Source organism: Streptomyces sp. LX-29, from assembly GCF_029541745.1.
Lineage (GTDB): Bacteria > Actinomycetota > Actinomycetes > Streptomycetales > Streptomycetaceae > Streptomyces.
On sequence record NZ_CP089746.1, the window covers coordinates 1,367,925 to 1,380,873 of the forward strand.

The 12,949-nt window shown below is 73.8% G+C and carries 11 protein-coding genes; 3 read left to right on the plus strand and 8 right to left on the minus strand.

The genetic code is table 11. The features are described from left to right. Positions 1-31 precede the first annotated feature (31 nt). From LRS74_RS06035 to LRS74_RS06050, 4 genes are all read right to left on the minus strand, one after another. Positions 32-808 carry an MIP family channel protein gene (locus LRS74_RS06035; protein WP_277740007.1) on the minus strand — a complete coding sequence of 259 codons (777 nt, stop codon included), beginning with the start codon at positions 806-808 and terminating at the stop codon, positions 32-34. A gap of 109 nt (positions 809-917) precedes the next feature. Continuing rightward, a complete protein-coding gene (locus LRS74_RS06040; protein WP_277740008.1) occupies positions 918-1,664 on the minus strand; it encodes an SseB family protein in 747 nt (248 codons plus the stop codon). Positions 1,665-2,070: 406 nt separating this feature from the next. Next, positions 2,071-3,225 carry a type VII secretion-associated serine protease mycosin gene (gene mycP / locus LRS74_RS06045; RefSeq protein WP_277740009.1) on the minus strand — a complete coding sequence of 385 codons (1,155 nt, stop codon included), beginning with the start codon at positions 3,223-3,225 and terminating at the stop codon, positions 2,071-2,073. Next, on the minus strand, positions 3,222-4,064 hold the full coding sequence (locus LRS74_RS06050; RefSeq protein WP_277740010.1) for a hypothetical protein: 843 nt from the start codon (positions 4,062-4,064) through the stop codon (positions 3,222-3,224). Before LRS74_RS06050 ends, mycP begins: the two co-directional genes overlap by 4 nt. Positions 4,065-4,426: 362 nt before the next feature. On the opposite strand from LRS74_RS06050, the gene LRS74_RS06055 reads away from it, so the two are divergent. Then, positions 4,427-5,647, plus strand: coding sequence for an amino acid deaminase/aldolase (locus tag LRS74_RS06055; protein ID WP_277740011.1), 1,221 nt, complete (start codon positions 4,427-4,429; stop codon positions 5,645-5,647). A 34-nt stretch (positions 5,648-5,681) separates the two neighbouring features. Here LRS74_RS06055 and LRS74_RS06060 read toward each other — a convergent pair whose 3' ends face one another. From LRS74_RS06060 to LRS74_RS06075, 4 genes are all read right to left on the minus strand, one after another. Next, the gene (locus tag LRS74_RS06060; RefSeq protein WP_277744619.1) at positions 5,682-6,650 is read right to left on the minus strand and encodes a DUF2510 domain-containing protein; all 969 of its coding nucleotides are present in this window, start codon (positions 6,648-6,650) and stop codon (positions 5,682-5,684) included. A gap of 157 nt (positions 6,651-6,807) precedes the next feature. Further along, entirely contained in the window at positions 6,808-7,590 is a 783-nt protein-coding gene (locus LRS74_RS06065; protein ID WP_277740012.1) for a 3-oxoacyl-ACP reductase, read from the minus strand. Between the two features lie 5 nt (positions 7,591-7,595). Continuing rightward, on the minus strand, positions 7,596-8,981 hold the full coding sequence (locus LRS74_RS06070; RefSeq protein WP_277740013.1) for an aldehyde dehydrogenase family protein: 1,386 nt from the start codon (positions 8,979-8,981) through the stop codon (positions 7,596-7,598). A gap of 10 nt (positions 8,982-8,991) precedes the next feature. Beyond that, positions 8,992-10,386 carry a glutamine synthetase family protein gene (locus LRS74_RS06075; RefSeq protein WP_277740014.1) on the minus strand — a complete coding sequence of 465 codons (1,395 nt, stop codon included), beginning with the start codon at positions 10,384-10,386 and terminating at the stop codon, positions 8,992-8,994. A gap of 74 nt (positions 10,387-10,460) precedes the next feature. Here LRS74_RS06075 and LRS74_RS06080 point away from each other — a divergent pair, with 74 nt between their 5' ends. Together LRS74_RS06080 and eat are read left to right on the plus strand one after the other, a co-directional pair. Next, on the plus strand, positions 10,461-11,186 hold the full coding sequence (locus LRS74_RS06080) for an FCD domain-containing protein (RefSeq protein WP_277740015.1): 726 nt from the start codon (positions 10,461-10,463) through the stop codon (positions 11,184-11,186). Positions 11,187-11,453: 267 nt separating this feature from the next. Continuing rightward, positions 11,454-12,941, plus strand: coding sequence for an ethanolamine permease (eat, locus tag LRS74_RS06085; protein ID WP_277740016.1), 1,488 nt, complete (start codon positions 11,454-11,456; stop codon positions 12,939-12,941). The last annotated feature ends 8 nt before the right edge of the window (positions 12,942-12,949 follow it).

Sequence of the window (12,949 nt, forward strand, 5' to 3'; positions counted from 1 at the left end):
CGGGCCTGGTGCGCCGGTTCGGGCCGCCGTCCTATCCGCGGCCCGGCCCGGCCCTCCCCGGGCCCGCGGTCCGCGGAGTGGCCTCGGCCGTCTCGTCCGCCGTCTGCGCGTGGATGTACTGGTGCACCAGGGCCGCCAGCGCGCCGCCGACCAGTGGCGCGATCAGGAACAGCCAGAACTGGGCCATCGCGTCACCCCCGGCGAAGATCCCCGGGCCGAGGCTCCGCGCGGGGTTCACCGAGGCGCCGGTGAGCGGCACGCCCACCATCGTCACCACGGCCAGGGTCAGTCCGATCGGCAGCGGGTCGAAGCCCCCGACCAGGACCGTCTGGGTCACCGAGAGGAACACGAAGACCAGCAGGAAGGTGAGCACCACCTCCGCGAGGAAGGCGCCCCCCGCGTCCATGCTCACCGCGGACCGGTCGCCGTAGCCGTTGCTGCCGAAGGCGCCGGACGTCTTCAGGTCCGGCACCTGCTTGGCCACCAGGAAGAGCAGCGCGGCCCCCACGATGGCGCCGACGATCTGCGCGATCCAGTACTCGATCGCCGTACGCAGCTCGATACGCCGGGCCATCAGCACGCCGAGGGTGATCGCCGGGTTCAGATGGCAGCCCGAGATCCGGCCCAGCGCGTAGGACAGCCCCACCATCGTGAAGCCGAAGGCCAGCGCGATGCCGGTGGTGCCCAGATAGCGCGCCCCCAGGACCGCGGAGCCCACCCCGAAGAACACCAGCAGCAGCGTGCCGACGCACTCCGAGAGGGCCGTACGGATCTCGGCCTCGCTGATGTCGAGCGTTCTGGTCTCCATGGGCGCTCTCCTCGGCCGGGTCGCGAGCATTGCTTGCATTCTCGGACAATCCGGAATGTTTCGCGCGTCGAAGATCAGCGGTGGGAGTGGGGTTCGCGAGGGCGGTGGGTCAGCGGCTGAACAGCGGCTCGCCCGGCACCACGGCCCCGGGCGGCAGCAGCGCGAGATCCAGGCCGCGCACCAGCCGGCCCCGCAACACCTCGTGCGCCGCCAGCGCGCCCGCCACCCGCTGCGCGGTCTCCCGCGGCTCGGCCTGCGGCGCGAGCGCCAGGGCGAGGGTGCCGTCGGCGCCGCCGGGGGCGGAGCGCGCGAGGTAGGCGCGGAGCACACCGGGCTCGGCCTCCACCACACTTCGGACCGCCTCGGCCACCGCCGGGTCGGCGAGCGGGTCCGCGCTGGTCCGGCCCTCGGCGAGGGCGAGCAGGGCGGGGCCGGTCAGCTGGTAGGTCACCGGTCCGGCCAGGTCGAGCACCAGGGTGTCGGCCTTCTCGTGGGCCATCGCCTCCAGGGCCTGGCGCAGCGGTACCGCCACGGGGCGGCCGTCCGGTCGCCAGCGGGCGAGGGCGTCGGTGGAGGTGAAGGCGGGCAGCGCGCGCCGGCCGTCGGGGGCCTGGAGCGTCGGCACCGCCATGTCGCTGGTCTTCTCCCGGCGCAGCCCGTCGGGGCCCTCCTCGACCTCGCCCAGGACGGCGACGACCGGCACCAGCAGTCGCGCCCCGGCGAGCGCGGCCAGCACCTCGGACTCGGACACGGGCGACCGGTCCGCCGCCCATGCGGCCAGGGCCGCGCTCAGCCGGGGGTCGGCCGAGCCGTCGTCGTCGGAGAAGCCGGGGTCGGGAATGTTCTTGAGGGCCACCTGATGAGGGTATCGGGGTGCGGTGGCGTGCCTGCTGAAGGGTCTGAGCGGGGGGCGGTGCGGGTGGGGTGGGGGCGAGGCCGTTGTGCGAGGGGGTCGGTGCGGGTGGGGTGGGGGCGAGGGCGTTGTGCGAGGGGGACGGTGCGAATGGGGTGGGGACGAGGGCGTTGTGCGAGGGGGACGGTGCGTGGGTGGGTCGGGCCGGGGCCTCCAGGGCAGGGTCCGAGCCCGCATATTTACGGGCGACGACCCCGTACCGTCGGTTCGCCCCCTCTTCGCCCACACATATGCGACAGCGGCTCGGACTTCCTGCCCTTGCGGCCCCGGCCACTCCCCTCGTCCCCCGGGTGCCGGCCCGCGATTCCTCCGCTCCCGTGCCGTCGGCCTCCCGGCCCGTGGTGTGCGTTCAGAAGACGCGGCGGCGGCGCAGGGACACCGCCGTGATCAGCAGGCCCACGCCGCCCAGGGCCGCCGCCAGGGCGAGGCGGTTCGGGGTGTCGTCCTTCTCGGGGGCGGGCGCAGGGCTGGGACCGCGGCCGAAGTAGCGCCGGGGGTAGGGCGCGGCGGACGGGGTGGGGGGCCGCGGGGTCATCTTGGCGCCCGCCTCGATGGCGGCCGCCGGGTCCACCAGGCCGGCGCCGAACTCGTCGCTGCGGCCGCCCTCGGGGCGGTCCTGGGCGGTGTCCATGAGCAGCTGTTTGACCTGTGCGGGGCTGAGGTCGGGGTGAGCGGCACGGACGAGGGCGGCCGCCCCGGAGACGAACGCGGCGGCCGCGCTGGTGCCCCAGCCCTCGTAGTAGCGGCGGTCCGGGTCGGCGATGACGACGTTGACCCCGGGGGCGCACACGGTGGCGTACCAGCGGCGGGTGGAGAAGGGGGCGCGGACGCCGTGGCGGTCGACGGCCGTCACGGCGATCACTCCGGGGTACGCGGCCGGGTAGGAGGCTCGGTCGCCCTTCTCGCCGCCGTTGCCGGCGGAGGCGACCACGACGGCGCCCTTGCGGAGCGCGTACTGGACGGCGGCGTCCTCGGCGGCCTCCGGGTGGGCCGACGCGCTGTCGTCGCCGAGCGACAGGTTGATCACGTCGGCGCCGTGGTCGGCGGCCCACCGGATCCCGTCGGCGAGCGCGTTGCCGCGGGCGTTGCGGGCCTTCTTGCGTGCCGGGTCGGCGTCTTCGAGGATCACCCGGACCGGAAGGATCTTCGCCTCGGGTGCCACTCCGAGCACTCCGTCGTCGTTGGTGGGGCCGTGGCCGCGTCCGGCGATGATCCCCGCCATGGCGGTGCCGTGTCGCGCCCATGCGCGGTCGCCGCGTTCGGCACCGAACCCGATGAGGTCCTTGCCGTCGAGGACCTGGCCGGAGAGGTCGGGGTGGGCGGCGTCGACCCCGGTGTCCAGGACGGCGACGGTGACGCCTTCGCCCTTGGTCGTCTGCCAGGCCCTGGGGGCGTTGATGGCGTCCAGCGCCCACTCCTCAGCCCGTATGCCGTCCGCCTGTGCCGGGGAGGAGGCCAGCAGGACGAGGGTGGCGGCCGCGACGGCCGAGAGGCGGCGGGTCACGGTCGGTCCTCCGTCGTCTTCGCGACGGCCGCGCGGAAGGCGCGTTCGACACCGGCGGCCACGCCCTTCGCGTCGTGGGCGAGGCCGGACTGGGCGGGCATGCTGGTCGCTCGGGGTGCGGTCGCCTCCCGCGCGGGTCGCGGGTCGATGACCTCGCGCCCGTCGGCGAAGCCGGTCACCGCGTAGACGAGGGCGGGGGCGTCGGTGAGGACGCTGATGTGCCAGGTGGCGCGCTGGGCGGTGGTGAATTCCGCGGCGGGGGTGTCCGCGACCGGGTACGGGCGGGGCATCAGGTCCGCGCGCTCCGCCAGCCGCTCGTCGGTGAAGCGGGTGCGCAGCGCGCGCATGCCGTCGGCGTCGGCGCGGGTCACCAGGACCCCGACCGTCGTCACGCTGGTGCTCGTCGCGTCCAGGTAGGTGGCGCGGAGCAGCCGTTGGCAGCCCACCGGCGTCAGCACCGTGCTCAGCAGCGGGTCGAAGGCGTCGGCGCAGCGGCTGTCCGGGGCGACGGCGATGCGGGTCCACACCCGGTCGGCGCGGCCCGGTCCGGTGCCGCGCAGGGTGGTCGGGAAGAGGTCGTCCACCGGGACGTTGTGCCAGGCGTCGCGCGCCCGCGCGTAACCCGCCTGGGTCGACGGGTGCTTGTCCGACTCCTCCGCCAGCCAGGTGCCGGCGCCGGCCCCGGCGAGCAGCCCCAGGCCGAGGACGAGACAGGCCGCGGCGGTGACCGTGCGGGCGTGACCGCGGGTGGAGGTGTCCCGTGGCGCGGGCGAACCGCTCTCCGCGGTGGGCGCGTCGGTCGCGGGGACGCCGGTCGGCGCTGTTCGCGGTCGGGGCACTCCCCCGGGCGCTCGCACCGCGCGGCGCGGCAACACGGGCGTGGGGTCGTCGAGCTCGATGCGTCCCCGTCGTGCGGGACCGGGTATCGCGCCCTGATGGACGGGCCGCGGCGGGTGGGGTGGGGGCGGTGGAGCGGTGGGGCGTGCGGGCTCGGCCTCCGTGCTCACCGCCACCCCCTCGACCCCGGTGCCCCCGGGCGCGCCCGCCCCTCCCGCCCGTGCGTGGGCGGCACGCCGTCGACCTGTCGGTCGTGGCGTGCGCGTGTACGCGGGGCGTGCGCGACACTTTACGGGGCGGGGGGCCGCGTCCGCACCGGCCGCCCCTCTACCCCCGGCTCAGCGCCCTCTGGCAAGCTGCGGTCATGTCGGCCGACGTCTTTGTTACCGCGCACGGGCCCGCCGCGGAGCGGGCCCGGTACGAGCGGGCCACCGCTCGACTGGACGCTCCGCTGGCCATCGTGGACCTGGCCGCCTTCGAAGCCAACGCGCGTGATCTGGTGCGCCGGGCGGGGGGCAAGCCGGTGCGGGTGGCCAGCAAGTCGGTGCGGTGCCGGGCGCTGCTGGAGCGGGTGCTGGCGATGGACGGTTTCTCGGGGGTCATGAGCTTCACGCTGGCCGAGTCGGTGTGGCTGGCGCGGAAGGGCTTCAGGGATGTGCTGCTCGCCTACCCGTCCGTCGACCGGGCGCGGTTCGCCGAGCTGACCTCGGACCCGGGGCTGGCGGCGGCGGTGACCGTGATGGTGGACGACGCGGCACAGCTCGACCTGATCGACGCCGCGCGCGGGGGCGCGGAGGAGGTGCGGGTCTGCCTGGAGCTGGACACCTCGCTGCGGCTGCTGGGCGGCCGGGTGCGGGTGGGGGCGTTGCGCTCGCCGCTGCACGAGCCCGCGCGGCTGGTGGAGCTGGCTCGCGCGGTGGTCCGTCGGCCGGGCTTCCGGGTGGTGGGGCTGATGGCGTACGAGGGTCATCTGGCGGGCGTCGGGGACGCGCCGGCGGGGCGGCCGCTGCGGGCGCGCACCGTGCGGTTGATGCAGGCGGCGGCCCGTCGGCAGCTGGTGGCGCGGCGTGCGGAGGCGGTGCGGGCCGTGCGGGAGGTGACGGAGCTGGAGTTCGTGAACGGCGGTGGGACCGGGAGCGTGCAGCACACGGTGGCCGAGGCGGTGGTCACGGAGGTGGCGGCGGGCTCCGGGCTCTACCAGCCGCGGCTGTTCGACGACTACACCGCGTTCCGGGGGCGCCCGGCGGCGCTGTTCGCGCTGCCGGTGGTGCGCCGGCCGGGGGTGGGCGTGGTGACGGTGCTCGGTGGCGGCTATCCGGCGTCGGGGGTGCCGGGCGCGGATCGGCTGCCGGTGCCGTATCTGCCGCGGGGCTTGCGCTACGACTCCATGGAGGGGGCGGGCGAGGTGCAGACGCCGCTGGTGGGCGCGGCCGCCGACGGTCTGTCGGTGGGCGACCGCGTCTGGTTCCGGCACGCCAAGGCCGGGGAGTTGTGCGAGCGCTTCGAGGCGCTGCACCTCGTCGACGGGGACCGGGTGGTGGACACGGTGCCCACCTATCGGGGCGAGGGGCGGACGTTCCTCTAGCCCCGCCCGGGGCGCACCGGCAGCTCCCCGCGGGTCACACCGACTCGCTGTCGCCGTCCTCGCCGACGCCCTTGATCCCCCGCACGATCCGGTCCATGTCGGAGAGGGGCGGCGCCTCGTCGCTCGCGTCGAAGCCCATGCGGACCAGGACCATCTGGTCGGGCAGGGTCGGCGAGGGGAAGACCACGGACTGGACGTAGCCGTCGGCGCCCATCTTGGTGTCCACCTTCCAGCGCACCAGGTAGCCCCGCTGGCCGGCGACGGTCACCGCCTCCGACTTCAGCCGGCTGTGTCCCTTGAGGCCGCCGTAGGCGCTGCGCTTGCCGTCCGGGTCGGTGCCGTAGGAGTCCTCGGCGTTCCGCTCGATGTCCTCCTTGGCTATGCCCTCCGCGGTCTTGGCCTTGAAGCCGGTGGCCGTGGAGGTGAAGACGCCGCCGCGCACGCAGTTGGTCTCCGGGTCGTTGGGGCAGGGGTAGTTGGAGGTGGACAGTCCGGCGCCGCCCGCGCTGCTGCGGCCGGCCTGCCAGCCGGGGAGGACGGGCAGGCTGATGCCGTTGAGCGCGTCGATCGCGACGCCGGGGTCGTCGGAGGGCGGCGGGGTGGGGATGTCGTCGGTGCCGCCGTCGTCCTCGGGCGCCGGGGTCGTCGGAGTCGTCGGGGCGGAGGCGCTCGGCCGCGGGTCGGCCCGCTCGTCCTTGTCCTCGTCGCCGTCGTCCTGGAGCAGGAAGACGCCGCCGACGATGGCGGCCACCAGGACCCCCGCGGCGACGACCACCGCCGCTATCTTCGGGCCGCGGCCGCGCCGACCGCCGCCGTCCGGCGCGGGGTACCCGGGCGGGTATCCCGGGGTTCCGGGGTACCCCGGAGCGGCCTGACCGAAGGGCTGCGCGTACTGCGGCTCGCGACGGTGGTCGGTCCAGGCGGTGCCGTCCCACCAGCGTTCCGGGGCGGGGCCGGCGGCCCGGTGTTCGGGGTCGGGGTACCAGCCGGGCGGGGTCGTCATGCTCACACCGTCACCCTATGGGCAGACTTCGATGCCGTATACCGGATCCCCGTCGCCCGGGCCAGACGTTTACAGGGGTGTGATGTTCACCGGCGCCCGCCGCCCGAGCGAGGCGCGCAGACGCCGGCGAACCCTCACAGACCCTGACGAACACGCCCTACAGCGGCGTGACGTAGGCCCCCGCGATGCCGCCGTCGACCAGGAACTCCGCGGCGTTGACGAACGAGGAGTCGTCGCTGGCCAGGAAGGCGACCGCGGCGGCGATCTCCTCGGGCTCGGCGAACCGGCCGACCGGCACGTGCACCAGGCGGCGCGCGGCCCGCTCCGGGTCCTTGGCGAAGAGCTCCTTGAGCAGCGGCGTGTTCACGGGACCCGGGCAGAGCGCGTTGACCCGGATGCCCTCGCGGGCGAACTGCACGCCCAGCTCGCGGGACATGGCCAGCACGCCGCCCTTGGAGGCGGTGTAGCTGATCTGCGAGGTCGCGGCGCCCATCTTGGCGACGAAGGAGGCGGTGTTGATGATGGAGCCCCTGCCCTGGCGCTGCATGTAGGGGATGGCGGCCTTGCAGCACAGGTAGACGGAGGTGAGGTTGACCTCCTGGACCCGCTTCCAGGCGTCCAGCCCGGTGACGAGGATGGAGTCGTCGTCGGGCGGGGAGATGCCCGCGTTGTTGAAGGCGATGTCGACCGAGCCGTAGGTGTCGTACGCGGTCTTGAACAGCGCCTCGACCTGCTCGGCGTCGGTGACGTCGACCTTGACGTAGGTGCCGCCGACCTCTTCGGCGGCGGCCTTGCCCGCGGTCTCGTCGATGTCGGCGCAGACGACGTTGGCGCCCTCGGAGGCCATCCGGCGCGCGGTGGCCAGGCCGATGCCGCTGCCGGCTCCGGTGATCACGGCGGTGCGGCCCACCAGGCGGCGGCAGATGTTGGTGTCGGTCATGGTGCTCAGGCCTCCGTGCTGATGAAGACGTTCTTGGTTTCGGTGAAAGCGGCGAGCGCGTCGGGGCCCAGCTCCCGGCCGAGGCCGGACTGCTTGAAGCCGCCGAAGGGGGTCCAGTAGCGGACGCTGCTGTGGGAGTTGACGGACAGGTTGCCGGCGGCGACGGCGCGCGAGACACGGATGGCGCGCCCCACGTCGCGGGTCCACAGCGACCCGGAGAGGCCGTACTCGGTGGCGTTGGCGATCCGCACCGCCTCCGCCTCGTCGTCGAAGGGGATCACGACCGCGACCGGGCCGAAGATCTCCTCGACGGCGGTGCGGTCCTCGTGCCCGCCCTCCAGGACGGTGGCCGGGTACCAGAAGCCGTCGCCCCCCGGCGCCTCGCCGCGGATGGCGGCCGGAGCGTCCTCGGCCACATAGGAGCGGACCCGCTCCCGCTGGGCGGCCGAGATCAGCGGGCCCATCTGGGTCGCGGGATCGGCGGGGTCGCCGACCCGGAACGCCTTGACGGCGGGCTCCAGCAGCTCCATGAAACGGTCGTAGACGGCGCGCTCCACCAGGATCCGGCTGCGGGCGCAGCAGTCCTGGCCGGTGTTGTCGAGGAAGGATCCGGGGGCGGAGGCGGCGGCCAGTTCCAGGTCGGCGTCGGCGAAGACGATGTTGGGGCTCTTGCCGCCGAGCTCCAGGGTCACCCGCTTCACCGTCCGGGCGCACTTGGCCATGATCTGCTTGCCGACCGTGGTCGAGCCGGTGAAGACGACCTTGGCCACGCCGGGGTGTTCGACCAGCGCGTCGCCGGCGACCGGGCCCTGGCCGGGCAGCACCTGGAAGAGCCCCTCCGGCAGCCCGGCCTCCAGGGCCAGTTCGGCCAGCCGCAGCGCGGTGAGCGGGGTGGTCTCGGCGGGCTTGAGGATCACGGCGTTGCCGGCGGCCAGCGCGGGCGCGCTGCCCCAACCGGCGATCGGCATGGGGAAGTTCCACGGCGCGATGACAGCGATCACGCCCAGCGGCTCGTGGAAGGTGATGTCCAGTCCCCCGGCCACGGGGATCTGACGGCCATTCATCCGTTCCACGCCGCCGGCGGCGAAGTCGAGCAGGTCGCGGAAGTTGCCCGCCTCCCAGCGGGCGTTGCCGATCGGGTGGCCGGCCTCGCGGACCTCCAGCTGGGCGAGCTCCTCGACGTGCTCGTCGACGGCGGCGGCGAACCGGCGCAGCAGCCGGGCCCGGTCGCCGGGGGCCAGCGCGGCCCAGTCGCGCTGTGCGGCGGCGGCGCGGCCCACCGCCGCGTCGACCTCGGCCGGGGTGGCGGCCGGGACGGTGGCGATGACCTCCCCCGTCGCCGGGTTGAGGACGTCGAGGGCGGGGAGCGCCTCGGTCTCGTGCAGAGTCACGCGGTAGTCCTTACATGCGCTCGAAGGAGCGGTAGCGCTCCCAGTCCGTGACGGCGGTGTCGAACGCGTCCTGCTCGACACGGGCCATGTTCAGGTAGTGCTCGACGACCTCGTCGCCGAAGGCGGCGCGCGCGATGGGGCTGGCGGCCCACAGCTCGGATGCCTCGCGCAGCGTGGTGGGCACGTGCTGGGCGCCGCCGGTGTAGGCGTTGCCGGTGCACGCCTCGGGGAGTTCCAGCTCGTTCTCGATGCCGTGGAGCCCGGCGGCCACCATGCCCGCGACCGCCAGGTACGGGTTGACGTCGCCGCCCGGCAGCCGGTTCTCGAACCGGTGGGCGTGGCCGTGGCCGATGACGCGCAGCGCGCAGGTGCGGTTGTCCGGCCCCCAGGCCACGGCGGTGGGCGCGAAGGACCCGGGCCGGAAGCGCTTGTAGGAGTTGATGTTCGGGGCGTAGAGGAGGGTGAAGTCCCGCATGGCGGCGAGCTGTCCGGCCAGGAAGTGCCGCATGGTCTTCGACATGCCGTACGGGTCCTGGCCGGTGTCGTCCGCGAGCACCGGCACGCCCGCCTCGTCGCGCAGCGAGAGGTGGATGTGACAGGAGTTGCCTTCACGCTCGTCGTACTTGGCCATGAAGGTGAGCGCCACGCCCTCCTGGGAGGCGATCTCCTTGGCTCCGGTCTTGTAGACGGAGTGCTGGTCGCAGGTGGTGAGCGCCTCGTCGTAGCGGAACGCGATCTCGTGCTGGCCCAGGTTGCACTCGCCCTTGGCGGACTCCACCGTCATGCCGGCCGCGCCCATCTCGTTGCGGATGCGGCGCAGCAGCGGCTCCACCCGGCCGGTGCCGAGCACGGAGTAGTCGATGTTGTACTGGTTCGCGGGGTTCATGCCGCGGTAGCCGCGGCTCCATGCCTCCTCATAGGTGTCCTTGAAGACCATGAACTCCAGTTCGGTCCCGGCGTAGGCGGTCCAGCCACGCCCCGTTCTGTCCAGCCCCGCCTGGTGGAGCCGGTCCAGCTGGCGGCGGAGGATCTGGCGGGGCGAGGCGAGGACCGGCGAGCCGTCGTGCCACGCGAGGTCGGCGGTGATCAGCGCGGTGCCGGGGTTCCAGGGGGTGCGGCGCAGGGTGGCGGTGTCGCCGTGCATGGCGAAGTCGCCGTACCCGCGCTCCCAGGAGGACATGGCGTATCCGTCGACGGTGTTCATGTCGGCGTCCACGGCGAGCAGGTAGTTGCAGCCTTCGGTGCCATGCTCCAGGGCGTCGTCGAGGAAGAAGCGCGCGGCGAACCGCTTGCCCTGCAACCTGCCCTGCATGTCGGTGAAGGCGAGGACGACGGTGTCGATCTCTCCGGCTTCGACGAGCTTGCGCAGTTCGTCGACAGAGAGCGGGGGCGTGCGGTCTGACACGGTTGATGCCTCCTGTCGGTGCGACCGGAGGTCTTAAGGTAGGGCCGTAGACCATTGATTGGGAAGAGGCTTCCATGGACGAAGACGCGGCAGACCGGCTGGCGCCGGTGCTGCGGCCGGTGCGCGCGGGCAACGGCTTCGAGGAGGCGCTGGAGCAGATACTCCAGATCGTGCGGCTCGGGCTGGTGCCCGACGGCGGGCGGCTGCCGGCCGAGCGCGAGCTGGCCGAGCGGCTCCAGATCAGCCGGGTCACCCTGCGCGAGGTGCTGAAGGTGCTCCAGGACCAGGGGCTGGTGGAGAGCCGGCGCGGCCGGTACGGCGGTACCTTCGTCCGCGCCCGCCGGGAGCCCTCCGGCGGCGAGGCGGAGCTGCGCCGCCGGATCGCACAGGTGGACCTGGAGGACACGCTGCGCTTCCGCGAGGTGCTGGAGGTGGGCGCGGCCGGGCTGTGCGCGGCGCACGGCCTGGACGCGGACCAGGTGGCGCGGCTGCGCGGGGCGCTGGACGCCACCCGCGACGCCCCGCTGACGGACTACCGGCGGCTGGACACGCTGCTGCACCTGACCCTGGCCGAGCTCTCCGGCTCGCCGTCGCTGGCCGCGCGCTACGCCGCCGTCCGGGCCACCGTCAACGACCTGCTGGACTGCATCCCGCTGCTGGTGCGGAACCTGGAGCACTCCCAGCACCAGCACACCGCACTGGTGGAGGCGGTGCTGGACGGGGACGCGGACGCGGCGCGCGAGGTGATGCGGGAGCACTGCGCGGGGACGGCGGCGCTGCTGCGCGGCTTCCTGGCCTAGCCGGGGTGGGCGCGGCGCCCCGGGGAGCGGCGCGGCGTGACCGGGCGGGGGCGGTGTGCGACCGGGAGCGGCGCCGCCGGCCGCGGTGGCCGGCTGGAAAGGGCGACGTGACGCGCTCGTAACCATTGTTTTACGCAAGGGGCTTGCGCATGGCCATGCGGAGAGAAAAGGTATGCCCCCAAACCATTGCCACACCCCGTCCGCCGACGCCTCCCCCACGCCCGCGTGGACGATATCCCCTCTCCCCGCCCCGAGCAGGAGCTCCCCATGGCCGATGGAACCGAGTCCCGCACCCCGCTGAGCGACGCGCCGCCAGGCGCCGACGCCTCCGTCTCCCCCTCCTCCCCCGACGACGGTTATCTGGAGCGCCGCTCGCTGCGCCGCGGCAGCTCGGGCCCGCTGCTGCTGACCGGGCTGGGCGTCGCCTACGTCGTCTCGGGCGACTTCTCCGGCTGGAACCTGGGCCTCCAGGAAGGCGGCTTCGGCGGGCTCGCCATCGCCGCGCTGATCATGGGCGTGATGTACACCTGCATGGTGTTCTCGCTGGCCGAGCTGGCCGCGATCCTGCCGACGGCCGGCGGCGGCTACGGCTTCGCGCGCCGCGCGCTGGGCACCTGGGGCGGCTTCCTCACCGGCACCGCGATCCTCATCGAGTACGTGCTGGCGCCCGCCGCGATCTCGCTCTTCATCGGCGACTACGTGGAGTCGCTCAAGCTCTTCGGGCTGGAGTCCGGCTGGCCGGTCTACCTCGCCTGTTTCGTCATCTTCATCGGCATCCACCTGTGGGGCGTGGGCGAGGCGCTGCGCTTCAGCCTGATCGTCACGGCGGTCGCCGTCGCCGCCCTGCTGATCTTCGCCGTCGCCGCCTTCACCGACTTCGACGCGGGCTCACTCAACGACATCCCGGTCGACCACGACGCCTTCGGCGCCAACTCCTGGCTGCCCTTCGGCATCCTGGGCATCTGGGCGGCCTTCCCCTTCGGCATGTGGTTCTTCCTGGGCGTGGAGGGCGTGCCGCTGGCCGCCGAGGAGACCCGCGACCCGGCCCGTACGCTGCCCAAGGCCATGGCCGCGGCGATGGGCGTGCTGCTGCTCCTGGCCCTGGTCACCTTCCTCGCCGCGACCGGGGCGCGCGGTTCGGCCGCGATCCAGGAGGCGGGCAACCCGCTGGTGGAGGCGCTGCAACCGGACGGTGAGCCGACGGTGCTGTCCCGCATCGTCAACTACGCCGGCCTGGCGGGCCTGGTCGCCTCCTTCTTCTCCCTCATCTACGCCGGCTCCCGGCAGCTCTTCGCCCTCTCCCGCGCCGGCTACCTGCCCCGCTTCCTCTCCCTGACCAGCCGCCGCAAGGCGCCGTACCTGGGCCTGCTGGTCCCCGGCGCGCTGGGGTTCGCGCTGGCCGCCTGGTCCGGGGACAGCGCGCGGATGCTCAACGTGGCGGTCTTCGGCGCCACCATCTCCTACGCCCTGATGGCGCTGTCCCACATCGTGCTGCGCCGCCGCGAGCCGCTGCTGCACCGGCCCTACCGCACCCCCGGCGGCGTGCTCACCTCTTCGGTGGCCTTCGTGCTGGCGCTGTCGGCGCTGGTGGCCACCTTCCTGGTGGACAAGGACGCCGCCTTCATCGCCCTGGGCGTCTACGCCGTCGCCCTCGCCTACTTCGCCCTCTACAGCCGTCACCGCCTGGTCGCCACCGCCCCCGAGGAGGAGTTCGCGGCGCTGGCGGCCGCCGAGGCGGAACTGTCCCGCGACTGAGAACCGAA